General features: G+C 70.3%; 27 protein-coding genes. 12 read left to right on the top strand and 15 right to left on the bottom strand.

The genetic code is table 11. From position 1 onward, the window contains the following. Positions 1–7: 7 nt before the first annotated feature. Positions 8–1,276 (bottom strand): DUF1996 domain-containing protein, encoded by a 1,269-nt coding sequence (locus ACSHV8_RS13390; protein ID WP_436532833.1) that lies wholly within the window; start codon positions 1,274–1,276, stop codon positions 8–10. A gap of 301 nt (positions 1,277–1,577) precedes the next feature. On the opposite strand from ACSHV8_RS13390, the gene ACSHV8_RS13385 reads away from it, so the two are divergent. Beyond that, positions 1,578–2,093 (top strand): phospholipase, encoded by a 516-nt coding sequence (locus ACSHV8_RS13385; protein ID WP_436532832.1) that lies wholly within the window; start codon positions 1,578–1,580, stop codon positions 2,091–2,093. 7 nt (positions 2,094–2,100) lie between these two features. Here ACSHV8_RS13385 and ACSHV8_RS13380 read toward each other — a convergent pair whose 3' ends face one another. Both ACSHV8_RS13380 and ACSHV8_RS13375 read right to left on the bottom strand, forming a co-directional pair. Next, entirely contained in the window at positions 2,101–3,156 is a 1,056-nt protein-coding gene (locus tag ACSHV8_RS13380; RefSeq protein WP_436532830.1) for a hypothetical protein, read from the bottom strand. 100 nt (positions 3,157–3,256) lie between these two features. Beyond that, positions 3,257–3,838: a TetR/AcrR family transcriptional regulator gene (locus tag ACSHV8_RS13375; RefSeq protein ID WP_436532828.1), complete on the bottom strand. Its 582-nt coding sequence runs from the start codon at positions 3,836–3,838 to the stop codon at positions 3,257–3,259. Positions 3,839–3,933: 95 nt separating this feature from the next. On the opposite strand from ACSHV8_RS13375, the gene ACSHV8_RS13370 reads away from it, so the two are divergent. Then, the gene (locus ACSHV8_RS13370) at positions 3,934–4,830 is read left to right on the top strand and encodes a hypothetical protein (protein ID WP_436532826.1); all 897 of its coding nucleotides are present in this window, start codon (positions 3,934–3,936) and stop codon (positions 4,828–4,830) included. Here the strand turns inward: ACSHV8_RS13370 and ACSHV8_RS13365 are convergent. Then, positions 4,813–5,703: a LysR family transcriptional regulator gene (locus ACSHV8_RS13365; protein WP_436532825.1), complete on the bottom strand. Its 891-nt coding sequence runs from the start codon at positions 5,701–5,703 to the stop codon at positions 4,813–4,815. The genes ACSHV8_RS13370 and ACSHV8_RS13365 overlap by 18 nt on opposite strands. A gap of 173 nt (positions 5,704–5,876) precedes the next feature. On the opposite strand from ACSHV8_RS13365, the gene ACSHV8_RS13360 reads away from it, so the two are divergent. Continuing rightward, positions 5,877–7,037, top strand: coding sequence for an outer membrane protein assembly factor BamB family protein (locus tag ACSHV8_RS13360; protein ID WP_436532823.1), 1,161 nt, complete (start codon positions 5,877–5,879; stop codon positions 7,035–7,037). Here the strand turns inward: ACSHV8_RS13360 and ACSHV8_RS13355 are convergent. Continuing rightward, positions 7,018–7,593, bottom strand: coding sequence for a TetR/AcrR family transcriptional regulator (locus ACSHV8_RS13355; protein ID WP_436532821.1), 576 nt, complete (start codon positions 7,591–7,593; stop codon positions 7,018–7,020). The genes ACSHV8_RS13360 and ACSHV8_RS13355 overlap by 20 nt on opposite strands. A 74-nt stretch (positions 7,594–7,667) precedes the next feature. Here ACSHV8_RS13355 and ACSHV8_RS13350 point away from each other — a divergent pair, with 74 nt between their 5' ends. Together ACSHV8_RS13350 and ACSHV8_RS13345 are read left to right on the top strand one after the other, a co-directional pair. Then, the gene (locus ACSHV8_RS13350) at positions 7,668–8,612 is read left to right on the top strand and encodes an NADP-dependent oxidoreductase (RefSeq protein WP_436532819.1); all 945 of its coding nucleotides are present in this window, start codon (positions 7,668–7,670) and stop codon (positions 8,610–8,612) included. Between the two features lie 162 nt (positions 8,613–8,774). Continuing rightward, positions 8,775–9,656, top strand: coding sequence for a HEAT repeat domain-containing protein (locus ACSHV8_RS13345; RefSeq protein WP_436532817.1), 882 nt, complete (start codon positions 8,775–8,777; stop codon positions 9,654–9,656). Positions 9,657–9,778: 122 nt separating this feature from the next. On the opposite strand, the gene ACSHV8_RS13340 is transcribed toward ACSHV8_RS13345, so the two are convergent. From ACSHV8_RS13340 to ACSHV8_RS13330, 3 genes are all read right to left on the bottom strand, one after another. Then, positions 9,779–10,750, bottom strand: coding sequence for a beta-ketoacyl-ACP synthase 3 (locus tag ACSHV8_RS13340; protein WP_436532816.1), 972 nt, complete (start codon positions 10,748–10,750; stop codon positions 9,779–9,781). Between the two features lie 83 nt (positions 10,751–10,833). Next, positions 10,834–11,469: a hypothetical protein gene (locus ACSHV8_RS13335; protein ID WP_436532814.1), complete on the bottom strand. Its 636-nt coding sequence runs from the start codon at positions 11,467–11,469 to the stop codon at positions 10,834–10,836. Positions 11,470–11,529: 60 nt separating this feature from the next. After that, positions 11,530–12,051: a hypothetical protein gene (locus ACSHV8_RS13330; RefSeq protein WP_436532812.1), complete on the bottom strand. Its 522-nt coding sequence runs from the start codon at positions 12,049–12,051 to the stop codon at positions 11,530–11,532. A gap of 68 nt (positions 12,052–12,119) precedes the next feature. Here ACSHV8_RS13330 and ACSHV8_RS13325 point away from each other — a divergent pair, with 68 nt between their 5' ends. Beyond that, positions 12,120–12,464, top strand: coding sequence for a hypothetical protein (locus ACSHV8_RS13325; protein ID WP_436532810.1), 345 nt, complete (start codon positions 12,120–12,122; stop codon positions 12,462–12,464). A 19-nt stretch (positions 12,465–12,483) separates the two neighbouring features. On the opposite strand, the gene ACSHV8_RS13320 is transcribed toward ACSHV8_RS13325, so the two are convergent. Then, positions 12,484–13,524: a peptidase C39 family protein gene (locus ACSHV8_RS13320; protein ID WP_436532808.1), complete on the bottom strand. Its 1,041-nt coding sequence runs from the start codon at positions 13,522–13,524 to the stop codon at positions 12,484–12,486. A 65-nt stretch (positions 13,525–13,589) separates the two neighbouring features. On the opposite strand from ACSHV8_RS13320, the gene ACSHV8_RS13315 reads away from it, so the two are divergent. Next, entirely contained in the window at positions 13,590–14,306 is a 717-nt protein-coding gene (locus ACSHV8_RS13315; RefSeq protein ID WP_436532806.1) for a maleylpyruvate isomerase family mycothiol-dependent enzyme, read from the top strand. Here the strand turns inward: ACSHV8_RS13315 and ACSHV8_RS13310 are convergent, their stop codons facing one another. Continuing rightward, positions 14,307–15,710: a chitinase gene (locus tag ACSHV8_RS13310; protein WP_436532804.1), complete on the bottom strand. Its 1,404-nt coding sequence runs from the start codon at positions 15,708–15,710 to the stop codon at positions 14,307–14,309. It abuts the gene before it with no gap. Positions 15,711–15,750: 40 nt separating this feature from the next. After that, entirely contained in the window at positions 15,751–16,512 is a 762-nt protein-coding gene (locus ACSHV8_RS13305) for a cyclase family protein (RefSeq protein WP_436532802.1), read from the bottom strand. A gap of 57 nt (positions 16,513–16,569) precedes the next feature. Between ACSHV8_RS13305 and ACSHV8_RS13300 the strand changes: the two genes are divergently transcribed. Then, positions 16,570–18,162, top strand: coding sequence for a methyl-accepting chemotaxis protein (locus ACSHV8_RS13300; protein WP_436532800.1), 1,593 nt, complete (start codon positions 16,570–16,572; stop codon positions 18,160–18,162). Positions 18,163–18,216: 54 nt separating this feature from the next. Here the strand turns inward: ACSHV8_RS13300 and ACSHV8_RS13295 are convergent, their stop codons facing one another. Next, entirely contained in the window at positions 18,217–19,152 is a 936-nt protein-coding gene (locus ACSHV8_RS13295; RefSeq protein ID WP_436532798.1) for an aldo/keto reductase, read from the bottom strand. Positions 19,153–19,276: 124 nt separating this feature from the next. On the opposite strand from ACSHV8_RS13295, the gene ACSHV8_RS13290 reads away from it, so the two are divergent. Further along, positions 19,277–19,834 carry a dihydrofolate reductase family protein gene (locus ACSHV8_RS13290; RefSeq protein WP_436536759.1) on the top strand — a complete coding sequence of 186 codons (558 nt, stop codon included), beginning with the start codon at positions 19,277–19,279 and terminating at the stop codon, positions 19,832–19,834. An 18-nt stretch (positions 19,835–19,852) separates the two neighbouring features. Here the strand turns inward: ACSHV8_RS13290 and ACSHV8_RS13285 are convergent, their stop codons facing one another. Continuing rightward, the gene (locus ACSHV8_RS13285; RefSeq protein ID WP_436532796.1) at positions 19,853–20,164 is read right to left on the bottom strand and encodes a hypothetical protein; all 312 of its coding nucleotides are present in this window, start codon (positions 20,162–20,164) and stop codon (positions 19,853–19,855) included. Here ACSHV8_RS13285 and ACSHV8_RS13280 point away from each other — a divergent pair. Continuing rightward, entirely contained in the window at positions 20,117–20,368 is a 252-nt protein-coding gene (locus ACSHV8_RS13280) for a replication-relaxation family protein (RefSeq protein ID WP_436536757.1), read from the top strand. The two genes, ACSHV8_RS13285 and ACSHV8_RS13280, sit on opposite strands and share 48 nt — an antisense overlap. Before the next feature lie 311 nt (positions 20,369–20,679). Here the strand turns inward: ACSHV8_RS13280 and ACSHV8_RS13275 are convergent, their stop codons facing one another. After that, positions 20,680–21,528, bottom strand: a complete 849-nt coding sequence (locus tag ACSHV8_RS13275; protein WP_436532794.1) for an SDR family NAD(P)-dependent oxidoreductase — start codon at positions 21,526–21,528, stop codon at positions 20,680–20,682. A 68-nt stretch (positions 21,529–21,596) separates the two neighbouring features. Between ACSHV8_RS13275 and ACSHV8_RS13270 the strand changes: the two genes are divergently transcribed. After that, complete coding sequence (locus ACSHV8_RS13270; RefSeq protein ID WP_436532792.1) at positions 21,597–22,055, top strand: MarR family winged helix-turn-helix transcriptional regulator; 459 nt, start codon at positions 21,597–21,599, stop codon at positions 22,053–22,055. Between the two features lie 163 nt (positions 22,056–22,218). Next, positions 22,219–22,848 (top strand): hypothetical protein, encoded by a 630-nt coding sequence (locus ACSHV8_RS13265; protein WP_436532791.1) that lies wholly within the window; start codon positions 22,219–22,221, stop codon positions 22,846–22,848. A 589-nt stretch (positions 22,849–23,437) separates the two neighbouring features. Here the strand turns inward: ACSHV8_RS13265 and ACSHV8_RS13260 are convergent. Next, entirely contained in the window at positions 23,438–23,815 is a 378-nt protein-coding gene (locus ACSHV8_RS13260) for a hypothetical protein (protein WP_436532789.1), read from the bottom strand. Between the last annotated feature and the right edge of the window lie 234 nt (positions 23,816–24,049).

Raw genomic sequence — 24,049 nt, 5'->3', positions numbered from 1 at the left:
GGCATGATCAAGGTCGGCCGTCGGCTCCGCACTTCACGATGATCCGGATGCAGTTGTTGACGCGGCGGGCCATCTCGTCGACCGGCCACGCGTTGAAGAAGTCGCCGTGCATGGTGTAGCCGGGGCCGGAGGCGAGCCGCAGCCGCGACGGGTCACCGTTGACCGGGTAGCGCATGACCTGGCGCAGCTTGGGCACGACGACCGGGTGGCTGGCCGGGCAGGCGTTGTTGACCGGGTACGCCATGTGGCTCTTGTGGTCGGCCGAGTCCAGGTTCTTGCCGTCCCAGCAGTGCGGGAAGTCGAGGTAGGACTCCAGCATCGACCCGGCCGGGCAGTTCACGAAGTCGGACAGCGGGTTGACCTCGCCGTGGCTCAGGCAGGACCAGCGGGCGATGGTGTTGTCGGCCGGCCCGGTCGCCTTGGCGTTGCCGGCCACGATGCGCAGGCCGAGCGGCAGCGGCTGGGTCTGCGCGATCAGCGCGTCCGAGACGCCTTCGCCGAGGTAGTAGAAGACCCCGGTGACCGGTTCGACCGCGACGTTGTCCTGGTAGAGGGTGGGGATCCAGTAGGACGACTTGTCGATCGACGGGTTGCAGTTGCTGTTGGCGTTGATCAGGTCGTTGACCGTGGTCGTCGCGTTGGTGACCTCGCTGCCGAAGAAGCTGTGCATGTGCGAGGCGCCGGGCAGGTTGGGGAAGACGATCGGGTCGTCGGGCAGCCGGTGGGTGAACGGGCAGTCGGCCAGGAATTCGGCGACCCGGACCGCGCCCGGCGGGATGGTCGGCGGTGTGGTCGTGCCGCCGCCGGTGCCGTAGACCTGGAACTCGGTGAGCGACACACCCCACTGGGTGGCCCGGACCGTGGTGGTGAGCCGCACGTAGCGACCGGTGCCGTTGACCGTGACGCTCTGGTGCCCACCGGTCCCGGTGGTGGTGCTGTAGCGGCTGGTCCAGGAATTGCCGTCGGCCGAGGTCGAGATCGAGAACGATTTCGCGTACGCGGCCTCCCAGTCCAGGCTCACCGAGGTGATGGTGGCACTGGCGCCGAGGTCGACCTGCAGCCACTGCGGGTCGGCGAACGCGCTGGACCAGCGGGTGCCGGCGTTGCCGTCGACGGCGTTGCCGGCCGGGAAGGCGGCCGACTCGACGGACGACGCGGTGGCGGTGCGCCCCTGCGAGAGCAGGGTGTCGGCGGCGCTGGCCGCGGTGGCGGCGACCAGCACGTAGGCGGTGAGGGCCGCGGCTACGGCAGCGGCGAGCAGGGGACGTTTGCGCATGGGCGACGAGCCTTTCCAACCACAGGAGGACGGGGGGTGTAAGAAAGCGCTCTCTTGCCCGCCACTGTGAACGGCGTGTTAATCGGTGTCAATGCGCCGAAACTGCTTTCGGCGATGTATCGGCAGGTCAGCGCGGTGCCTCACGCACAGTTCCGGTAAGTGGGGACCCCCTCCCCGCTTACCGCCCCCGAACCGAACCGTTTCCACTTAGATTGACAAAAGTCTATTTGCGCGGTGGCCCGCGGCAAGTTGCGGACCTCAGGATCGTTGATCAGGCAGCCCCCGCATCAAGGAGCCCCGGATGACCGCCACCGCAGTCCGTTCCCTGTTCTCCGCCGCCGTCGCCACCGCCGCCCTCACGATCGGCCTGGCCGCCCCGGCCGCGGCCGCCCCGGCCGACAAGCTCGCCGTCCTGTCGAGCTTCACCCAGACCAGCGCGACCAGCTACAACACCTGGCTCGCGGCCCGCAACAACCAGGGCGCATGGTCGTCCTACGCCTTCGACTGGAGCACCGACTACTGCTCGTCGAGCCCGGACAACCCGCTCGGCTTCGACTTCACGCTCTCCTGCGCCCGGCACGACTTCGGCTACCGCAACTACAAGGCGGTCGGCCAGTTCGACGCCAACAAGAGCCGCCTCGACTCGGCGCTCTACGAGGACCTCAAGCGCAAGTGCGCCACCTACTCGTCGGCCGTGCGGCCGGCCTGCAACGCCCTCGCGTGGACCTACTACCAGGCCGTCTCGGTCTTCGGCTCGTTCGCCGCGGTCACCGACGCCGACATCGCCGAGGCCGCCGAGCTCAAGAGCGCGGCCTGACCTGAGGTCAGAAGGTCGTCTGCGACAGTACGTCGTTGACGACCTTCTGCGCCTTGGCCTTCTGCGCCGGCGCGGTCCGCGCATCCACGCCGACCTGGTATTTCACCCCGCTCGCGGGGTCGGTGAAGAAGTGGCCGAGCTCCAGTTGGTACTTGCCGGCGCCGTTCTCGGCGGTCTGCCGGAACCGGGTGTCGCCGTCGGCCCGCCGCAGCCCGGCCGTGTTCTCGAACCACTGCTGGTCCAGCTTCGCCCGGTCGGCCGCGTCGCAGGTCGACGGGCAGGTGCGCAGGATGATCCCGGCCCGCTCGTTCTTCTCGGTCCTTTTGTCGAAACAGACCATGGCCTCGGAGTCGGGCAGGTCGACCTTGCCACCGACGCACTTCCAGTCGGCCGGGATCCGGAATGCGAACGGCCACCCGCCCGAGGTCGCCACCGAGACATCCTCGTCGCGTCCGAACGTGGCCCCGGCAACCTGGCGGGCGGGCGCGTCGGCGCGCAGGCCGGCCGGCGCACCCTTGGATGCGCCGGGGAACGTCGGCACGGCCGGACCGGTCGGGTCGACCGGGAACGGCGGTGCCTCGAACGCCGAGGCCCGCGGGGTCGGCGTGGCCGCGGCCGGCCGCGACGCCGCCGGCCGCGAATGCAGGTTCGCGTAGCCGAGCACCCCGGCGGCGAGCAGCGCGGTCGCCACGATCCCGTAGATCGCGGCCCGCGGAACCTTGCGGGCGACCGGCGGGGCGACCGGACCGGCCGCGTAGTCGATGCCGGTCGCGTAGTCGAAGTCCGGGTAGCCGGCCGGCGGCGGCGCGGCCCGCCCGAACGCGGGCGCCATCGGGATCTCGGTGATCACCGTCGGCACGGAACTCCCGACGGCCGGCTGCGCAAAGAAGGACGGCGCAGGCGGCGCCGGATAAGGCGCGGCATAGGGCATGCTCGCAGGAGCGGCCGGGGGCGCGGAAGGACGGGCGGCCGGCGGCCCGGGGTAGGCCACCGCGGGCGGCGGCGCGTACTCGACCGGCTGCGCCTCATCCCACGACGGGAACGACGGATATCCCTGGCTCATCGCTATCTCCCCCTGGCCGCGCCTGCGTATGCCAGGGAACACACCGCGACACCCCCATCCGGTTCGACGGAATCCGGGGAAATCGTGAAGTTGACACTCGTCAGTGTCCGGCGCCGAACCTCAGCCCGTCGACGAGCAGCGACACCATCCGCCGGGTGTGCTCCGGGTCCCCCTCGGCCGGCAGGCACAGGTTGGCCACCGCCATCAGCAGATCCTCGGCCGCCACGTCGCGGCGGACCTGACCGGCCGCGGCGGCCGCGTCGAGCAGCGAGACCAGCGCCGGCCGCAGGTTGCGGTCGAAGTAGGCGGGCAGTGTCGCGAACGCCGGATCCCCGGAGTGCAGCGCCGCGGCCAGACCCCGCTTGGTCGCCATGAACTCGATGTACCGGTCCAGCCAGAGCCGCAGCGCCTCCAGAGGCGGATGCTGCGCCGCGATCTCCCGCGCCGCCGCCGCACACCGGTCGATCGCGTGCTGGAACACGGCCGCGACCAGGTCGGATCGCTGCGGGAAGTGGCGGTAGACGGTCCCGAGCCCGACCCCGGCGCGTTCCGCGATCTCCCGCACGGGCGCGTCCACGCCGGAGACCGCGAAGACCTCCCGGGCCGCCTCGCGCAGTGCGTCGCGGCTGCGCTGTGCGTCCGCCCGCACCCGCCGTACCGGTTCCGCCGTGCTCTCGCCCACCCGGTTCCTCCACCCAAATCCGGAACAAGGTTCCGCTGACCTCGCCAAATGTTAGCCGGAGTGCGGGCGCTGGGCCGTCTCGGTATGGTCGCGGCGTGGACTGGTTGCTGGACGCGGACCCGGCGATCCGCTGGCAGGTGCTGCGGGACCTGACCGGCGCGCCCGGAGCTGAGGTCGCGGCGCAACGGCGGCGGATCGCTCACGAGGGCTGGGGCAGACAGCTGCTCGACCGGCAGGGCGAGGACGGCCAGTGGGACGGCGGCGCCTGCTTCCCCGGCGGCTGGTTCGACGTGGCCGACAAGGGGCCGGGCCAGCCGTGGACCTCGACCCTGCCCACGCTGCAGCTGCTGATGGAGTTCGGCGTCGACCCGGACGATCCGGTCGTGCGGGCGGCCGTCGAGCGGGCCCGGGACGGGTCACGCTGGGAGTACAACAACGAGCTGTTCTTCCGCGGCGAGGTCGAGGCCTGCATCAACGGGCGGGTGGTGGCGCTCGGCGCCTACTTCGGCCACGACGTCGACGAGGTGGTGGCCCGGCTGCTGGCCGACCAGCTCGGCGACGGCGGCTGGAACTGCTACGAGTCCGAGGTCTCCTCGTTCGCAAGCACGCTCTGTGTCCTCGACGGCCTGCTGGCCTACCCGGCAACTCCCGAGACCCTTGCGGCTCGGGAGCGCGGCGAGCAATACCTGCTGGAAAGGCACCTTTTCCGGCGCAAGAGCAACGGCGATGTTCCCGTACGGGAATGGCTGGAATTTTCTTTTCCGACGCGCTGGAAATATGACGTTCTGCGGGCGCTCGACTATTTCCGGGCCGTCGGACGCAGCGATGACCCGCGGTTGGAGCAGGCCCGGGAATTGGTGCGCTCGAAACAGCAGCCGGACGGGACCTGGCTGCTGGAGAACACCCATCCGGGCAAGGTGTGGTTCCCGCTGGAACAGGACGGGCAGCCCAGCCGCTGGAACACGCTACGGGCGCTACGCGTGCTCGCCTGAGCCGCGCAGCAGCTCAAGCGCGGTCCGGCCGAGCTCGGTGGACACCACCGACTCGCGCATGACGACGTGAATGCGGCGGACCGGTGTCGGGCGCACGATCGGGACCCGGACCACTCCGGGCGGCGGCTGATCGGCGCCGAGCGACGGCAGAACGGTGATGCCGATCCCGGCCGCGACAAATGCCAATGCGGCCCGATAATCGTGGGCCTCGACGTGAAAGGACGGCCGGAATCCGACGGCCGCGCACGCGTCGAGCGCCACCTGCCGGCAGCGGCCCTGCACGAAATCGTTGTCGATCCACCGCTGCTGCGCGAGCTCGGCCAGCTCGATCTCACCGCGCTCGGCCAGGGGGTGATTTTCGGCCAGGACCACCACGTACGGGTCGTCGCGCAGATGTTCGGTCCGGAAGCCGGCCCGGCGCGGGACCTCGTCGCCGGCCACCACCAGCTGCACGTCGGGGCGCTGCTCGGGCCGGTCCGCGATCTCCTCGCTGAGCCGCAGGTCGAGCCGCACCCCCGGGAATGCGCGCATCAGCCCGTCGACCAGCGCGGGCATCCACACGATGCCGGCCGACGGGAAGTAGGCGATCGACAGCTCCCCGGTCCGCCCGGCCTTCAGGTCGGCGACCAGGGCTTCGACCGCGCCGACCCGGGCCAGCAGCTCGTCGGCCTCGGCGGCCAGGGCCAGCCCGGCCGAGGTCGGACGCAGGCCGCGACCGGCGCGTTCGAGCAGGACCAGGCCGGTCTCGCGCTGCAGCGCGGCCAGGTGCTGGCTGACCGCCGACGGCGTGTACCCGAGGTTGGCCGCGGCGGCGTGCACCGAGCCGCTGGCCACCACCGACCGGAAGATGCGCAGGCGATGCAGGTCGAGCATGGCCGCACTCTACAGCGACACTGAACGAACCGAGCGAACCGTGAAATCCCACTGCATCGGCGGCCCGCCCGGCGCGACCCGGACCCGGTGCGGGACAGCCCGGTTCGCCCTGGTCAGGGCGCATCCGCGAGATCCCCGGGTTCCGGTCCCGCATTCCGCCTAGCCTGCCGGTTATGCGAGAAACCCCAGGCCGATTGGGTACGGCCATGGCCGCGCTCGCCGCGCTCGCCGCGCTCGCCGTCACCGCCACCCCGGCGATCGCGGCTCTCCCCCGGCCGGCAGCCTCGGACTGGGCGCAGGACGGGCACGACGCCACACACGACGGGTTCAACCCGGACGAGTACCAGATCACCGCGGGCACGGTGAAACGCCTGGTGCAACGCTGGTCGATCTCCACCACGGGCGGGGCCACCCAACAGCAGGCCCCGATCGTCGCCGGGACGCAGCTGTTCCTGGCCGACAGCTCGGGCGTGGGCGCGTACGACGCGACCACCGGCGATCCCGACTGGCGGTTCCCGCTGACCGAGGCGCCGCTGCTGGCGACCGACGGGGACACGCTGCTCGCGTACGTGCGCTCGGGCGAACTGGTCGCGCTGGACACCGCGGACGGCTCGGTGCGCTGGCGCAAGCCGATCCCGGCCGCCGCACCGGCCGGGCGGCTGCTGCTCGACGACGGCGTCGCGGTGGTCGGCGGCAACGACGGCACCACCCTCGGCGCCTGGGCGTTCGACGTGGCCACGGGCGAACCGCGATGGCAGCGGCTGGGGCTGGACCCGCAGTGGCCGGTCGCCGACGGCAAGATGCTGCTGTCGCGGCCGTACCAGGGCGGGATGCAGGCGGTCGACATCGCCACCGGGCAGGTCGTCTGGGAGAGCCCGAAGGACTGGTTCGGGTATGCGGCCGACCCGACCGGCCGGTTCTTCCTGGTCGGGCAGGACGCCGAGCTGTCCAAGGTCCGCGCCGACGACGGGCACGTCGTGTGGTCACGCTCCGGGCTGTGGGGCAACCCGGCGATCGACCACGACCGGGTCTACACCGGCGCCGAGGGCGAGCCGGAGACGATCGTCGCCGTCGACCTGTACACCGGGCAGACGCAGTGGCAGCTCGCGGCCGGTCTGACGCCGTCGGTGGCCGGGGGTGTCCTGTGGGCCGGGCACTCCACGCCGGACGCCGGCTGGCAGCTGGAGGCCCTGGACCCGGTGACCGGAGTGCCGCTCGACCTGCCCGACGCCGTCCACGAATCCGGCGGCCCGGACCGGACCGTCGTCACCCACGGCTGGCTCTACACGACCGACGGCGCGACACTGCGCGCCTTCACCGTCCCGGCGCGATGATGCCGTTCATCAGGATGGTCAGCAGGCGGGCAGCCCGGGCCTCGTGCTGGGGCGGGCGGGCCACGGTGAAGATGCCGATCAGGGCGGCGGCGATGTCCTCGGCGGTGACGTCCGCGCGCAGCTCGCCGGTCGCGCGGCCGGCCCCGAGGATGGCATCGATGGCCGCGAGCAGCTCGGACCGGGTCTGCGTGTGGGCGATCTCGCCGGACTCGATCATCGCCAGCAGCGTGTCGAGCATGCCGTTCTTGGCGGCGATCCAGTCCCCGAACAGGTCCATCCAGCGGCGCAGGGCCACGGGCGGGGCAAGCTCGGCCAGCAGCTCGCGGGCGCCGGCGGTGAGCCGCTCGACCTGATCGCGGTAGATGGCGTCGACCAGTGACTCCCGGGTGGGAAAGTGCCGGTAGAGCGTGGCGATGCCAACGCCGGCCTCGCGGGCGATCGCGCGCATCGACGGCTCGTCGTCGGCCGCGATGAACACGCGGGTGGCGACTTCGAGCAGTTGGGCGCGGTTGCGGGTGGCGTCCGCCCGCTGCCCACGAGTCTCCTGCTGGTTCAAAACGGATCACGCTCCGGTTGTGCTACGGTGCTTCCTGGAAACGGAGCATAGTCCGTTTAAGGAGACCGGTGGTAATGCAGCAATCAAGCGTCAACAGGGCGGTCCAGCTCGACTCGTTCGGCGGCCCCGAGGTCCTGACCGTTCGCGAGGTGCCGGTGCCGCAGGCCGGTCCGGGGCAGATCCGGGTGCGGGTCGCCGCGGCCGGGCTGAATCCGATGGACTGGTTCATGACCTCGGACGCGGAGACCGGCAAACGGTTCGGCCTGAGCCTGCCGTGCGGGTTCGGCACCGACTACGCCGGCGTCGTGGACCAGGTCGGTGCCGGCGTGACCGGGTTCGCGGCCGGTGACCGGGTGTTCGGCGGCGCCATGTCCCGCGCGATCGCCGACCACGTGGTGATCGACGCGGGCGGGACCATCGCGGTCGGCGGCGACGCACACCGTACGCCCGAAGGGGTCGACGACCGCACCGCCGCCACCCTGACCATCGCCGGATGCACGGCCGCCGCCGCCCTGGCCGTGGTCCAGGCCGGCCCGGGCGACACGCTGCTCATCGGCGGCGCGGGCGGCGGGGTCGGCGTGTTCACCACGCAGCTCGCCCGGCTCGCCGGCGCCCGCGTGATCGGAACCGGGTCGGCGACCTCGGCCGATGCGCTGCGCGCGCTCGGAGCCGAGCCGGTCGTCTACGGCGACGGGCTGGCCGACCGGGTCCGCGCCCTGGCCCCTGACGGCATCACCGCGGCGATCGACCTGTTCGGGACCGACACCGTGCAGGTGGCCCGGGACCTCGGCGTGCCCGACAAGCGGATCACCACCATCGCCGGGCTGGTCGACGGGATCACCTCGGCCAACGGCGCCAACGCGGCCCCCGGCGCCATCGAGGAGATCGCGGGCCTGGTCGCGGCCGGCCGGCTGCGGGTGCCGATCGCGGCCACCTTCCCGGTGGACCAGATCCGGGCCGCGGTCGAACTCCAGTCCGGCCGGCACGTGCACGGCAAGGTCGTGATCGACCTGCTGTAAAGATGGAGCAATCATCACCCCCACCTCGTCGAGGCGATGAGTTCCTGAAGTGTCAAGGGCGACGATGAGCGCGAGGCCGGCCGGGACCCGCCACGACCTGCGACAACGAGGCCCAGTGAACTCCGTGGTGAGAACTGGCGGCCGGCGAGCAGACTTGGGCAGGTGACCGATCTGGATGTGCCGTCCCCGGAAGACCTGCCGCTTGCGGTGTTGCTGCGGCTGGCCAGACGGGAGGTCGAGGACGACGACGGCAACGTTTCGACCCCGGCGCTTGCCGCACTGCATCGGCGGCCGTCCCGGGAGGTCTTCGACCGGGCCGCCGCGCTCACCTGCGACAGCGACGCCACGCAGCGGGAACTGGGCGTGCGGATCCTGCGGGAACTCGGCAACGAGCAGCGGCATTTCAGGGACCAGACAGTCTCTCTGATGCGGGTCCGGCTCGGCGAGGAAACCGATCCCGCGGTGACACGCTGGATAGTGTCCGCGCTCGGCTGTCACCACGGCCGGGAGGCGCTGCCGGAGGTGGTGGCCCTGGCCGATCATCCGGACGATCGGGTGCGGTTCCACGTGGCGGCCGCACTGCCGAGCCTGGTCGACCTCGACCGTGTGGAACTTGAGGCCGCCGACGCGTTGATCCGGCTCTGCCACGACGACGACGCCGACACCCGCTATTACGCGCTGTACGCCGCGACCCGGGAGATCGGCGGCCTGGACGTTCCGGCGGTGAGCCGGCTGACCGCGCAGCTCGGCGACGACCCTGACGAGCAGATCCGCGCCATGGCCACCGGCCACCACGAAGCGATCCGCGAGGTCCGGGAACTGCTCGGCAACGCCTTCGAGCCGGAAAACCCCACCGACGCGTACGACCACCTGATCGGACCCGTCCTGGTCGCACTCGCCTGCGCCGGCGATGCCCCGGACGCCCGGCTTCTGGACGAGGAGATCCGCCGCCACCTCGGCCCGGCGGCTACCGGGCTTCGCACCACGGGCGTCGCGGAACAACTCGTCACCTGGTGGACCGACAAGGAAAGCCGCATCACCTGAACCCAGCGCTGACAAGACTTGGCCAGCCGCTCCACGGGGCTGATGGCCCGGTCATCGAGGGAAGCGGGAACAATCCTTGCCGGCTGCCGGCGAGCGTCACCAACGGGCATCGCCACCGCGGGTCAGGGCATCATGACGACCTGAGCCCCGTACGAGAGGCCGGCGCCGAAGCCGACGAGCAGGGCGGGACCCGTCGTGTCGGGCAGGGCGGCCATGGCCTGGGGGATGGACGCCGCGCCGGTGTTGCCGTTGGTCGTGATGTCGGTGGCCACGCGCACGTGCGGGCCGAGTTCCAGGGCCTTCGCGGTGGCCGAGATGATGCGCAGGTTGGCCTGGTGGGGGATGAAGGCCGCAAGGTCGGCCGCCGAGATGCCCGCCGCGTCCAGCGCGCGCCGGGCCAGGTCGGGGACGATGGAGGTGGCCCAGCGGAAGACCTCGGGGCCGGCCATGCGCAGGAAGCCCGCTTCGTCGTACCGCAGCAGCTCGCTGCCGGAGCCGTCGGCGCCCCACACCACCGGGCCGATGTCGCACGTCGGCGACGGGCCGATGACCACCGCGCCGGCGCCGTCGCCGAACAGGAACGCCGTGCCGCGGTCACGCTCGTCGATGATGTCGGTCATGCGCTCGGCTCCGACCAGGACCACGTAGCGGGCCGAGCCGCCGCGGACGAGCGCGTCGGCGGTCGCCAGGGCGTACGGGAATCCGGCGCATGCCGCTCCCAAATCCATCGCGGCCGCCTGGGTGGCTCCCAACGCGTCGGCGACCAGGGGGCCCACCGTGGCCGCGGGGCCACGGTGGGACATCGTCGCCACCAGGACGGCCGAGACGTCGTACGGGTCGACGCCGGCACCGGCCAGGGCCTTGGAGGCGGCCGCCGTGGCCATCATGACCAGGTCCTCGTCGGGTGCGGCGCGCCGGCGCGACTCGATGCCGCAGCGCCGGCGGATCCACTCGTCGCTCGAGTCGATCAGAGCGGCAATCGCCTCGTTGCCCACCTCGGTTCGGGGGCGGTACGAGGCCACGCTCAGGATCCGCGATCCGGGGTGACCGACACTGGGCTGCAAAGGATGGGCCATGACCAGGGATCCAAGCATGCCCGCCTGGGTGCACTCCGTTTTCGAAGTTCCTCGCCGGTAACCAAGCGTTCAACGAGCGTGGCGCAAGCCCGGGTCGAGGCTCAGCGGCGCCCGGGTCGCATATCTGGGCCCTCCGTCGCCCATACCGCCTCCAGGCCGTCATCAGCGGCGTAAAACAGGTGCTGCCGCAGTTCGGGAGCGGATCTCAGCCTGCCCCGTACCTTCCACGGCTGGGCTGACCTCGCGGCCAGGAACGGTTGGGCCGCGAGGATGTTCCGAAGATCTGCGACCCGCCAATCCGCGCCCAGCAGCTTGCTTGCGCGCATCAGCAGCGCCACCGCGTCGACCGGCATCTTGTCGATGTAGACGTCGGCGATCAGTGGCATGTCCGGCTCCGGCTCGGCCGGCAGGGCGAACCCGGAACGCAGCCACACTCCGAACGTGGGAGCAACCACGTCGAGGTCAGCCGGGCCGAGAGCGCCCAGGTCGGCCGAGTACACCGGACCGCCGCCGCCGCCGTCGCATCTGAGGAAATATCCTCGATCCCCTTCCTGGCCGATCATCAGATGGCCCGCCGGCCACGCGCCGATTTCGTAGGTCGTGTTGCGCTCCAGCAGGGATTCCCGGCCGAACACGGTCAGTCCGGTGGTGTCGGCGGCAAAATCGTCGACGGCTTCCGTCAGCCACCGCTGGTAGACGGCGTCCGTCCGGGAAACCAGCTGCTCGATCATCTCCACGACCGGCTCCTTCCTGTCCTGCGGGCGTTTCGCGGCGGCCGGGCGGAGCGCTCTCGGCGACTACCGGTCGCGGGAACCGGCCTCAACGACGTTTCGTGCCCCGGCCGCGCGCATCATCCACGTCAACGCTCCGGCCTCCGTAGGGAGCTCGACGACCTCGACGTCGATCCAGAAATCGGAGTCGTCGTCGATCCCGCCGTCCCACCAGCGCCATGAGCGCTGCCGGCCGGACGAGTGGTCGAACCATCCGATCCAGTCGGCGAAGGTCCACGGCTGCTCCGCTCGGTGGTGAGCCTTTCCCGCTTCGTCGAGTGCTCTCCCGGCCCGGAGTTCCTCCTCGGCCGGGACGGGGGCGCAGGCACGAACGAACCATTCCGGTGTCCGGGCCTTCCAGTCCTCGACGCGGGCAGGTCGGGCGTCGCGCGGCGGAATCCAGTGCGTGACTGCGATCAACAGCTCTTTGCAACGATCGAGCGAGGCCTGCGCCTGGCGATCGGTCTTGCCGACGAAGCGTCGAAGCGCACCCTGCGGAGCCCCTCGGGGACCATGGAAGATGCGAACTCCCTCTCCGGTGCGTGTCACGTTTCCAGTCTCTCAAGATTCGGCGCCCTCACCCCCACAGGGCGCGCTCGCGTAGCGGATCGCCGATCATGGATCTCGTGGAAGGTGAAGCGAAGGTCGTCACGCTCTGCGGCTCGACCCGGTTCGAGGCCGAGTTCGCCGAGGTCAACCAGCGGCTGACGCTGGACGGTTGCGTCGTGCTCAGCCTCGGGATGTTCCGCCTTCCCGATCTGCCGGGCTACGACTGGACGGTCGACGGTTCGGACCTCAAGGGGCGGCTGGGCCGCGTGCACTTGCAGAAAATCCGGATGGCCGACGAGGTGTACATCGTGGATCCGGGCGGCTACGTGGGTGAGTCGACCCGGCGGGAGATCGCCTACGCGCAGTCGCTCGGCAAGCCGGTCCGGTATCTGAGTCGCGAGGCCCCGGCGTGAACCGGAGACGGTGACGGGGCTACCGCGGCGGACTGAGGGCGAGCAGACCTCGATAGGCGGGGCGGCCGTACCAGGCCAGCCCGTCCAGGGTCAGCGCGGGCAACGGCAGGTCCAGCCCGTCCAGGTAGGTCTCCCCCAGGTCGGCGTCGGTCCACGGGTCGTTGGCGTAGAGGATGCCGTCGCGGTGGCTGTGGACCAGGATCCAGTGCGGGCAACTGGAGGCGTGCATGCCGAACTGCTCGATCAGGACCAGGGACACCCCACCCGCGTCGAGGATCGCCTGGACATCTGCGATGGTGAAGGCCTCTGTGCGGACGTCGGCGTTCGCAGCGGCCAGGTCGGTCCGGAACCCGGATTGGATGAACCCGCGCAGGTCCCGTTCCTCGTCGGTGCCGCACAGTTCGAGCAGGGTCGACGCCGAGGTGGACAGCGACACCCGCGCCACCGCGCCCTCCCCCAGGGCGGCCAGTGCCAGCCCGAGCGGCTCGCTCCCGCCGATCGTGTTGGCCGAACGCCACAACCGGATCTCGTCGTCGCGCGTCGGCTCACCCCGCAGCCCGAGGGCGGCCAGCCCCATGAGCAGCGCGGCCGGCCCGCACGTGAAGTCGGTGGTCTGCCGCAGATAGGGGACGCGCCGCGCGGGCGCCGAACGCCATTTGACCTGCCCGGCCCCGGGGTCCCGGTGATGCGGCCCGGCGACCGGCCCCGACCATCGCGGTACCGCGACCTCCTCGTAGCCGCGGGCCAGCGACCGCTCCCAGGCCTGGCCGCCGGCCGCCGGGAACCACCGCTTGACCCCGGCCGCCCCGGCCTCCCAGGCGGCGTGCTCGATGGCTGCGACCAGCTCATCGCCGCGACCGTCAACTTCCCAAAGATCGAGGATCAGACGGTACGCGGTGAGCGGCCGATGCACCTCGACAGCGGCTGTGACCAGCCCGGAGTCGTCCTCGCCGGTCCACAGCACGGCCTCCTGGACACCACCGTGCCGACGCCAGCGCTCCAGAGTCGCAGCCGGCACAACGGCCGGCAAGGCGGTGGCGGGATTCGCCGTGATTCTCACGGATCGACGCTACCTGCACACTTTCGACGCGAGCGGGTGATCTTCGGTGCGCGATAGGGTGACTCATGGACGTCATCGACGATCTTGAGGCTGAGCAGGACGCACTGGCCGTGGTGCTGGACGGGCTGAGCGCCGAGGACTGGAGGCGCCCGTCGGCGGCGGCCGGGTGGAGCGTGGCCGACGTCGTGCTGCATCTCGCGCAGACCGAGGAGGCGGTGGCCTCCGGCGGTGTCGACTGGCGCCGGTTCGGCGACACGGTCGACGACGGCATGAACGGCATGGTCGGCAACGACCCGGCTGCGCCGGAACAGATTTATGTACGGTGGCAGGCCGCGCGACGGGCGTCGGTCGCCACCCTGCGCGCGGCCGATCCGAGCCGGCCGCTGCCGTGGGTCACCAACGCGTTGAAGCCGCGGACGCTGGCCACGACCCGGCTGGCCGAGCACTGGGCGCACGCCCTGGACATCACCGAGGCGCTCGGGCTGGACTATCCGGACACGGCGCGGCTGCGTCACGTGGCCTGGCTCGGTCACAGCACGTTGCCGTATGCGTGGCGGCTGGCCGGGCTGACGCCCGTACCCGTCAATTGTGTTCTGACCGCGCCCGACGGATCACGGTGGGAATTCGGCGATGCCGGCGCCGAGTCGATGATCTCCGGCGCCGCAGGCGAGTTCTGCCGGGTCGGCGCACAGCGCCTGGCGCCGGAGAAGTCCGGTCTCGCAACTGCTGGACCTCATGGCGACCAGGCGCTGCGTCTGCTGCGCACCTATGCGGTCACGTGATCAGGGCAGGGCGTTGAGGAACGGCTCGTGGCTGTTCTTGAACTCCCAGTTGTAGAACTTGTCCCAGTTGATGCTCCAGGTCATCAGCCCGCGGAAGTTCGGGTTGAGGCCGCTGCGCGGCGTGTAGGAGCCGCAGTTGACGCCCTTGACCAGGCAGTTGACCGCCTGCTGGATCGCCGCCGGGGAGATGTAGCCGTTGCCGGCGCTGACCGAGCTGGGTGCGCCGAAGGCGATCTGGTCCTCGCGCAGGGCCGGGAACATGTTGGCCGTGTTGCCGGCGACCGGGAAGCCGGCCAGCATCATGTCGGTCATCGCGATGTGGAAGTCGGCGCCGCCCATCGAGTGGTACTGGTTGTCCAGGCCCATGATCGAGCCGGAGTTGTAGTCCTGCACGTGCAGCACGGTCAGGAAGTCGCGGACGGCGTAGATGACCGGCAGGTAGGAGCCGGCGCGCGGGTCCTGGCCACCCCACGGCCCGGAGCCGTAGTACTGGTAGCCGAGCTGGACGAAGAACGTCTCCGGGGCCATGGTCAGCACGAACCCGGCGCCGTAGCGGGCCTTGAGCGACTTCAGCGCGCTGATCAGGTTGACGATGACCGGGGTGGTCGGGTTCTTGAAGTCGGTGTCGCCGGTGTTCAGCGACAGCGAGTGGCCTTCGAAGTCGACGTCGACGCCGTCCAGGCCGTACTTGTCGATGATGGCGCTGACCGAGCTGACGAACTTGTCGCGGGCCGCGGTGGTGGTCAGCTGGACCTGGCCGTTGGCGCCGCCGATGGAGAGCAGCACCTTCTTGCCGGCCGCGCGCTTGGCCTTGATCGCGGCGGTGAACTCGGCCTCGGACTCGACGCCGGGGCATTCGGTGGCCGGGCAGAGTTTGAACTGGATGTCACCGGAGGTGGCGCTGGTCGGCTCGCCGAAGGCCAGGTTGATGATGTCCCAGTCGGCCGGGACGTCGGCCATCCGCAGGTAGCCGGAGCCGTTGGCGAAGCTGGCGTGCAGGTAGCCGATGAGCGCGTGCTTGGGCAGCCCGCCGACCGGGATGGGCGTGCTCGGCGAGGTCGACGGGGTCGGTGACGTGGACGGGGTGACCGACGGCGACGGTGAGGGCGATGCGCTGGTGGTGGACGGCGACGGGGACGGGTTGGTCGTGCCGCCGCCGCAGGCGCCGTTGTTGATCCAGACGTCCCACTGGCCGCTCTTGAGGACCGGGTCCTCGCCCTGGGTCCACCACTTCGCGGTGTAGTTGTTGCCGCCCTTGGAGGCGACGTTGTCCTTGACGTAGGTCGCGGTCGCGCTCCACGCGGGAGCGCAGGCCACGGCTGCGCTCGCGGTGGTCGCGACATAGACGGTTGAGCATGCAGCGGCCAGGGCGGTGACGGCCGCGAGGATCACGGATCGACGCATGCGCAATTATTAGGACTGTTAACTGAAGATGTAAAGAGGTCTACCAGTTCGCGATGACTCGGGCCTGCCCGCCGGAGCCGCCCTCGTACGGGATCAGCCCCACGAAGATCCGCGCACCCTTGCGCGGCAGGTGGGCCAGATTGGCCAGGTTCTCGACGCCGTAACGGTCGGCGCCGGTCAGGGCCACGTGCACGTCGAACGTCTCCGACGGCGCCGGATCGATGCTGAGCGTGTCGACCCCCAGCGCGCGGATCCGGCGGCGGCGCAACAACCACTCGCAGGCGTCCGGGCCGAAACCCGGGAAGTGCGCGCGGTACGCGGCGGCGTCGCCGATCTTCGCGCCCCAGCCCGAGTACATCAGCACGGCCGCGCCGTCCGGGATCCGGCCGTAGCGGCGCTCGTAGGCGAGCAGGTCCTCGACGGTCACGACGGCGTCCGGCTCATGCGCCGCCCGGCCCGCGATGTCGACCACCACGGCCGGCAGCAGCAGCTCGGACAGCCGCAGCTCGGTCGAGGTCCGCCCGCCCGCGGTGAAGTGCGCGGGCGCATCGACGTGAGTGCCGATGTGCTCCAGGACCCGCCACTCCTGCATGAAATAACCGTCCTCGGCGATCGTCGTGACGGTCCGCCGCACGGCCTCCTCCCCCGGCGAGAACGGCGGGAACGCCGGGCCCAGGGTGTAGGTCAGATCGAGCTGGCCGGCCGCCGAGGCCACCGCCGGCGCGCTCAGGGCCAGCGACGCGGCGACCCCCGCACCGCCGAAGAGTGCGGCCCGGCGCGTGACGCCGTGTTCGATGCACATATTCGTACGCTCCCATCCTGGGGTTGTTCGGTCCGATTGTTTGACAGGCTTTCCCTCGTGACGGTGAGTGAGCCGCGGCTCCGCTGGACGTTGAGCCGCAAGATTGCGGTGGTCCTGGCGGCGGCCGGGATCGGCCTCGTCATCATCGGGGCCACCGGATATCGGTCGGTGGGTTCGCTGGGCGACAGTGCGGCTCAGGTCGACCATACGTATCGGGTGCTCGCACAGATAGCGTCGATCTCCAGCAGTCTCAAGGATGCCGAAACCGGACAGCGCGGGTTCCTGATCACCGGGGAGCAGAGCTACCTGGATCCGTACACGCAGGCCCGCAGCGACCTGGCCACCGAGCAGCAGTCGCTGCGCGGGCTGACCTCGGACAACCCGGTGCAGCAGAAACGCCTCGACAGTCTGGAACCGCTGGTCGAGTCGAAGCTGGCCGAGCTGAGACAGACCATCGACCTGCGCTCCGGCGGCGGCGGCTTCGCCGCGGCGCTGAAAGTCGTGCTGGCCGGCTCCGGCAAGGCCGTGATGGACGACATCCGCACGGTCCTGTCGGACATGCAGGCCGAGGAGGTCACCCTGCTCAAGGCCCGCAACGCCGCCGCCGGTGACTCGGTCACCCGGACCGAGGCGATCATCGCGATCGGCAGCGGTGTGCTGCTGCTGGGCATGGCGGCGGCCGGGTTGGTGCTGGCCCGGCGCATCGCCGGCCCGGTCCACGAGGTCACCGACGCGCTGCGCGCGCTGGAGGGCGGCGACCTGACCGTCTGCGTCCCGGTGCACACCACCGATGAGCTGGCGGTGATGGCCACCTCGCTGAACTCGGCCGGCGCCCGGCTGCGCGAGACCATCGGCGGGCGGATGAAACAGGCCGCGGCCGCGCTCACCCAGCAGGCCGCGCAACTGTCGACGGTCAGCACCCGCCTGGAGTCCGAAGCGGCCGAGGTGGCGCAGCGCGCGACCGACGCGACGGCGACGTCACACGAGGTCAGCGCCGGGGTGCAGTCGATCGCGGCGGGCGCCGAGCAGATGTCGGCGTCGATCAGCGAGATCGCGTCGAACGCCTCCCAGGCGGCCCGGGTCGCGCAGCAGGGCCTGGTGGTGGCGGCCCGGACCAACGAGCAGGTGGCGTCACTGGGGGCGGCCAGCGCGGAGATCGGGGCCGTGGTCAAGCTGATCACGACGATCGCCGAGCAGACCAATCTGCTCGCCCTGAACGCCACGATCGAGGCGGCGCGGGCCGGTGAGCTGGGCAAAGGTTTCGCGGTGGTGGCCGGTGAGGTCAAGGAACTGGCCCAGCAGACCGCCAAGGCCACCGAGGAGATCACCTCGCGGATCGGCGCCATCCAGGGGTCGAGCGAGGCCGCGTCGCTGGCGATCCGCGAGATCAGCGAGGTGATCGAGCGGATCAGCGACTACACGACGACCATCGCGTCGGCGGTCGAGCAGCAGACCGCGACCACCGGCGAGATGAGCCGCACGGTCGCCGAGGCGGCCGGCGGCAGCAGCGGTGTGGCCGGCACGGTCTCCACGGTCGCGCACGTGGCGACCTCGACGGCCGAGGCCGCGCAGACCACCCAGCGCACCGCCGCCGAACTCAACCGTCTCGCCGAGGACATGACCACCCTGGTCGGCGGTTTCCGACATTAAACCCCGATTTCGGCGTACGGCGGGAGGCCCTTGAGCCTCCCGCCGTGAGTGTCCCTACGCCAGGCGCGCGGACACCTCGTCCAGGGCGCTGCGCTCGTCGCCGGTCAACTCGACGAGCGTGACCAGGGCGGGCACCTGCTCGGGGGTGCGGGCGCTGGCGATCGGCGCGGCCACGTCCGGGCGCCCGCGCAGCCAGGCCAGGGCCACACTGGCCGCGGTGACCTCGTGCGCGGCGGCGACCTCCTCGAGGACCTTCACCACGGCCAGGCCGTTCTCGTTCAGATAGTTGGCCGCCGCGCCGCCGCGGGCCGCCCCGGCCAGGTCCTGCGACGTCTTGTACTTGCCGGTCAGAAAGCCGCTGGCCAGCGCGTAGTACGGCACCACGGCCAGGTTCTCCTCGGCCGCGACCGGTGCGATGTCGCGCTCGTAGCCGCCGCGCGCGACCAGGTTGTAGTGCGGCTGCACGGCCACCGGCAGGGCGAAACCCTCCCGGCGGGCGATCGTGAACCACTCCCGGATGCGCTCGCCGGTGTAGTTGGAGACGCCGATCGTGCGTACCTTCCCGGCCTTGACCAGGGCGTCGAACGCGCCGGCGGTCTCCACGAGCGGCGTCGCGGCGTCGTCGTAGTGCGCCCAGTACAGATCGATGTAGTCGGTCCCGAGCCGCTTGAGCGACGCCTCGGCCGCCGCCGCGATGGTGGCCGCGGCCAGGCCCCGGAAGTCCGGGTGCTGGCTGACCTTGGTCCCGATCACCACCTGGTCGCGGTTGCCGCGCGCGGCCAACCACGACCCGATGATCGTCTCCGACTCGCCGCCCGAGTTACCGGGCACCCAGGCCGAGTACCCGTCCGCGGTGTCGACGAAATTCCCGCCGGAGGCCACGAAGGCGTCCAGCACCTGGTGGGAGGCCTTCTCGTCGCTGGTCCACCCGAACACGTTGCCGCCGAGCGCGAGCGGGAAAACCTCGATCTCACTACCGATCCTCGTCATAGCTCGGTTCTATCCCACCGCAGAACCCATCACGCTGTGAACTACCGCACGGCCCCCGGCTCCGTCGGGTACGCCGACGCGTCGCCCCTGAGCCGAGCCCGTCGTGGCACTAGACTCGCGGGCCATGGGCCTGCTCACGTTCAGCCTCAACGTCACCCTGGACGGTTGCGTCGACCACCAGGAGGGGATCGCCGACGACGAGACCCACGCCTACTTCACCCGGCTCCTGGACGAGAACGGCGCCATGCTGTGGGGCCGGGTCACCTACGAGATGATGGAAGGCTACTGGCCGGCCGTCGCCCGCGGCGACGTGCAGGCCCCGCCGGCCATCCACGAGTGGGCGGTCAAGCTGCAGGCCAAACCCAAGTACGTGGTGTCGTCCACGCGCACCGACCTCACCTGGGCCAACAGCCACCACCTCGGCGGCGACCTGCGCGCGGACGTGCAGACGCTCAAGGACGCGACCCCGGCCGGGGTCCTGCTCGGCAGCGGCACACTCGCCACCGAACTCGACCGCCTGGATCTGATCGACGAGTACCGGCTGCTGGTGCACCCCCGGATCGCCGGGCACGGCCCGACGCTGTACCAGGGTGGGCTGCCCGCCACGCGCCGCCTCGATCTGATCTCGGCGCAGCCGCTGCGCAACGGCGTGGTGGCCATGCACTACCGCCGCGCCGACTGACCGGTCCCGGGTCGGCGCTCACGGCCGCAGCGCGACGCCGGTGAGCAGGGCCAGCGGGTGCTGCCCCGGCTCGGCCGGGCCGGGACCCAGCCGAGCGGCACCGCCGTGCCCGCCCGGAAGCTCGCCCAGCCTCAGCCGGCGGCGATCTGCTCCGGCCGGCCGCCAGATCGGGCCGGCCGGGTCGGCGGCCGGCTCCCGCACGCAGGTCGCGACCGGGAATCCGAGCGCCGGCAGGCCGGCCAGCTTGACCTGCGATGATCCCGCCGGAACCCCGGGGCGCGGCTGGCACGGTGGTGGTCGCCGGCCCGCACCTTCGCGAAGATCAACCACGGGACCCGGCCGGACGGGCACGGGGTGTGGCGGGAGCGGGAGGCGCAGGTGGCGTTCTTTCTCGAACACGACACCGGCACCGAGAGCCACGCGACCGGGGCGGCCAAGCTGGCCGGGTATCGGACGTTGCATCAGCAGCAGTTGCGCTGGCCGGTGCTGTTCTGGCTGCCGACCGGCCTGATCGACCCAAGGCAAGCGCAGTGATGACAGCGATACGCCGTCGCATGTGGAGCCCCCGTGTTCACAGCTTCTTCCAAGATTCGGCGAATTCTGTGCCATGACATTTGATCTATGCAAGATCTTGATCTCTGTGCCGCGATCTGCCTACCGTCCGCCGGTGCCCCAAGAGTCAAGGTCACGCCCCGGTACGTGGCATCGGCCACAAACCTTGGTCATCAGGGGTCGTGGGCGCTTCATCCGCACCCCGGTCGACGAGGTCATTGCGCCCCAGACCGGCGTCACGCTGCCGGCCGGGCGTCTGACCATTCACCGTTCACAGTCGTCTACGACCCGGTTCATCGGCGGATGCCGAGCAGGTGCTCGGTCTCGCGCCAGAGGGTGGCCTGCAGTTGCGGGTCGTCACCGGGTGTGACGGGTTTGGTCCGGCGGGTTCCGCGGACCGTGTAGTAGCCCCCGGTCCGATCGGCGAAAGCGGGGTCGGCGGCCAGGGCGACGATCAGGCCGGCACCCCGGCTGGGATCACCGATGCCGAGCCGGGTGAGGACCTTCTCCAGGACGGCGGCGAATCGCAGCTCGCGGCCCAGGCCGGTGGTGTTGAAGCCGGGGTCGAGGCAGTTCGCGGTGACGCTTGCGCCGGCCAGCCGGCGGGCGAGCTCCATCGTGAACATGATGTCGAGCAGTTTCGACCGGCCGTAATGCTCGGAAGAGCCACGGGCGGTGAAGGCGACCGTCTCGGTCAGGCCCTGGGGAAGGCGAAGGGTTCCGTGGCGGCGTGACGCTTCGGAGGCGACGGTGACGATCCGCGCGGCGGGCGCCCGGCGCAGGGCGGGTAGCAGGGCCTGGGTCAGCAGCCAGGGGGCGAGGTAGTTGACGGCGACCATCTCCGGGTAGCCGTCGGGCGTGGTGCGTGGCTCGAATGCGTGAATGCCGGCGTTGTTGATCAGGACGTCGATGTGGTCGTAACGGGCGGCGATCTCGGCGCCGATGCGCCGGATGTCGTCGAGCCGGGTGAAGTCGGCGAGGAAGACGTCGACCAGGTCGGTGCCGATCTCCTGGCGGACCTGCTCGGCCTTGTCCGCGTCGCGGGCGGTGATCGCGAGACGGGCGCCGCGCCGGGCGAGGTCGATGGCCGCGAGCCGGCCGAGGCCGCTGGTCGCGCCGGTGATGACGATGGTGGGCCGCATGTCGATCCTGTTCGGAAGCCTCAGGTAATTTGCATATCCCCATCACAATAAGCAGGTATGATGGAAATATGCAAACCACTTCGCGGCGAGAACTCGAACTGGCCCTCGGCGAGGGCATCAACGCCCTCGTCAGCGCGACCCGCGCGCTGAGCGAACGCAGCGCCGCGCACTTCCACTCGCAGCTGCAACCGGCGGCATTCCACATCGCGCGCTGGCTCTACGCCTTCGGCCCCGCGAAACCCAGCGAGGTCGCCGAGGCCGTGCACATGGACCGCAGCTCGACCAGCACCCTGATCGGCAAGATGCGCACGCTTGGTCTGCTCGAGGCCTCCCCCAACCCGGACGACAAGCGCAGCGTCATCGTCGGGCTCAGCACCGACGGGCGCGAACGCGTCGCCGCCACCCTGCAGGACCGCGGCGATGTGTTCCACGCCCGTACGCGGGAATGGTCTGATGACGATCTCGCCCAGCTCGTCGAACTGCTCGGCCGGCTCACCTCCGAACCGTCTCCGGGCGTGGTCAGCTGACGGTCACGGTGGCTATGTCGTGGACCGCTGCGGCGGGCCGCAGTGAGCTCAGTTTTGTCGTTGAACCTGATCCGGTCCGTGAATGAGCCCGGTAGGGCCCGGACCCTGCGACGGGGCGGTCAATGCTGTCGCAGGCGCGTCTTCGGCCCGCCAGCCTCATACGATGATCACGCTGAGGCCGGTGCTGGAGCGGTGGTCCGCCGACTGCCCGTTCTGGTCGGCCGAGCTGACCGACTTTTATATCACGGTTCCGCGTGTGCCGACGTCACAGCAGGTGGGGGCGGTGGTCTGGGCATTGATCGGCCGCAGCGTGACCGCCGACGACCTTTCCATCACCGAGCCTGACGCCGCCGAGGCAATCCAAAAGTATCTGGCCAGCGACGATGAAGACTTCGCGCCAGGTGGATTGCAGGTGGGCAGTGAGGTTGTTGTCATCGACCCCGGCTGCTGCGTCGGCCTCGACGAATGGCGTGATTGGCTACGCGTAATCGACGGTGAGGTGATCGATCTCGGCCACGACCCCGACCCGTTGATCGAGCATCGAGGGGCGGCGGTCCGCGTGTGGAAAAACAGCGGTCAACTTCATTCAGGGTCGGTCCGCGACCCGGGCGAACCGCACATCGACATCTCACGCTTTGCCCTGCCGAAGCTTCTGAATGAGGTTCAGCAGGATCTCGCCGGTTTCTTGAACGCTCTGCATGCATGGGTGCTGGGCATCCATGCCGATCTGGCGGACCCACTGGCCGCGGCCGTGGACCGGCGTCTGCAGATCAACGCGCCTCTCGGCATCTGACGCAAGGCTGCGCTCCCGTCCTCGAGCGCTTTACCCGGTGTCGTCGCCGCTGCGGACGACGTTGTTGAGTGGTCCATCCGGATTGGGGACACTGCAGGGTGCGGCGGCGAGCGTTGCCTGGCCGTAGAACACTTCACGGTCTGCCCGAAGCAGGTTCAAGACCGTCGGATTGCACCGCCATTGTTCAAAGACAAGGCACCAGCCTGGGAAGAATCCGCCAGAACAGCGGGCCGATCCGGCACCCGGCCAGACACACGTCGGCTTGTCCTGCTTCCTCGACATGCGGGAGAGGGAGTCTTCACCTTCATGATCATGAAGGTGACCTGCGTTTCACTGAGGCGGTGGACGACCGCAGTGGGATAACAACGTTGCCAGTGGGCCGAGCATTGGATTGGCATCGCCAGTCGTCAATGTCCGCAGCCTGAGCGTCGACGGCCCTGCCGGAGACCGGCAAGCCCTGCGCCAAGATCGGCCGCATCACCCGGAAACGCACCGCGCCACCAATCATCACCGGCTGACGCCATCCATGTCGGACCGTGAGGCCACCCTCGCCCCTCGTTCGGATCTCTCGGCCGAGGGTGGCCTCTCGTCATCGAGCAATCTGATCCCGAAGCCGGTCGACCAGGTATCGAACCGTCCGGGGCGCGTCGCCCGCGAACGCGTGGCCGTCGTCGCCACCACGGTTGTAGATCACGAACCATCCGGGCCGGTGGGCGAACACGGCGACGAGCACGCTGCCGCTGTGCTCATCGGCCGAGAGCGCGAAGCGATGGCCCAGATGTGGGAAGAGCCGCCTCAGGAACTCGTCCCGCGCGGCCAGGACCACGAGTTCGCGAAAGTGCTGCTCGTCCCGCTCGGCCGCGTCGAGCACCGCAGCCCACTGGAAGTCGCGGGCGTCGCCTCGCTCGCAGGCGAGCTGAAGCCCCGAGAACTCGACGAAGGGCTGGGCAACGGCAAGTTGCTCCAAGCCGTCTCCCTCGACCCATCGGCGCGCCGCGTCAACGGCCGCGGAGATCTCGGAAGTGTGTCCGTGCGCCAGTTGCCGCCCGCTGCCATGCAACGACAGCAGGTACGCCCCGTCGCTCTCGAAGACGCTCGCCGACCGGCCCGCATGGGACAGGACCGCGACGGCACCGCTCCCAGCCGCGGCTGTTCAGGAACCAGGTTATCCGGTCGGAGAATCGACCGAGCCGCCCTGAGG

Origin of the sequence: Actinoplanes sp. HUAS TT8, assembly GCF_051380535.1 — a bacterium.
Taxonomy (GTDB): domain Bacteria; phylum Actinomycetota; class Actinomycetes; order Mycobacteriales; family Micromonosporaceae; genus Actinoplanes.
The sequence above is the reverse complement of the archived record's forward strand: the minus strand, read 5'-3'. Positions and strand labels throughout refer to the sequence as shown.

Excerpts from the sequence above, each read along its gene's own strand:
- ACSHV8_RS13275 (WP_436532794.1), bottom strand. The coding sequence starts at position 21,528 with ATGCGGCCCACCATCGTCATCACCGGCGCGACCAGCGGCCTCGGCCGG.
- ACSHV8_RS13380 (WP_436532830.1), bottom strand. The coding sequence starts at position 3,156 with ATGAGCCAGGGATATCCGTCGTTCCCGTCGTGGGATGAGGCGCAGCCG.
- ACSHV8_RS13360 (WP_436532823.1), top strand. The coding sequence starts at position 5,877 with ATGCGAGAAACCCCAGGCCGATTGGGTACGGCCATGGCCGCGCTCGCC.
- ACSHV8_RS13265 (WP_436532791.1), top strand. The coding sequence starts at position 22,219 with ATGATCACGCTGAGGCCGGTGCTGGAGCGGTGGTCCGCCGACTGCCCG.
- ACSHV8_RS13305 (WP_436532802.1), bottom strand. The coding sequence starts at position 16,512 with ATGTGCATCGAACACGGCGTCACGCGCCGGGCCGCACTCTTCGGCGGT.
- ACSHV8_RS13390 (WP_436532833.1), bottom strand. The coding sequence starts at position 1,276 with ATGCGCAAACGTCCCCTGCTCGCCGCTGCCGTAGCCGCGGCCCTCACC.
- ACSHV8_RS13270 (WP_436532792.1), top strand. The coding sequence starts at position 21,597 with ATGCAAACCACTTCGCGGCGAGAACTCGAACTGGCCCTCGGCGAGGGC.
- ACSHV8_RS13290 (WP_436536759.1), top strand. The coding sequence starts at position 19,277 with ATGGGCCTGCTCACGTTCAGCCTCAACGTCACCCTGGACGGTTGCGTC.
- ACSHV8_RS13310 (WP_436532804.1), bottom strand. The coding sequence starts at position 15,710 with ATGCGTCGATCCGTGATCCTCGCGGCCGTCACCGCCCTGGCCGCTGCA.
- ACSHV8_RS13365 (WP_436532825.1), bottom strand. The coding sequence starts at position 5,703 with ATGCTCGACCTGCATCGCCTGCGCATCTTCCGGTCGGTGGTGGCCAGC.
- ACSHV8_RS13295 (WP_436532798.1), bottom strand. The coding sequence starts at position 19,152 with ATGACGAGGATCGGTAGTGAGATCGAGGTTTTCCCGCTCGCGCTCGGC.
- ACSHV8_RS13350 (WP_436532819.1), top strand. The coding sequence starts at position 7,668 with ATGCAGCAATCAAGCGTCAACAGGGCGGTCCAGCTCGACTCGTTCGGC.
- ACSHV8_RS13325 (WP_436532810.1), top strand. The coding sequence starts at position 12,120 with ATGGATCTCGTGGAAGGTGAAGCGAAGGTCGTCACGCTCTGCGGCTCG.
- ACSHV8_RS13315 (WP_436532806.1), top strand. The coding sequence starts at position 13,590 with ATGGACGTCATCGACGATCTTGAGGCTGAGCAGGACGCACTGGCCGTG.
- ACSHV8_RS13340 (WP_436532816.1), bottom strand. The coding sequence starts at position 10,750 with ATGCTTGGATCCCTGGTCATGGCCCATCCTTTGCAGCCCAGTGTCGGT.
- ACSHV8_RS13385 (WP_436532832.1), top strand. The coding sequence starts at position 1,578 with ATGACCGCCACCGCAGTCCGTTCCCTGTTCTCCGCCGCCGTCGCCACC.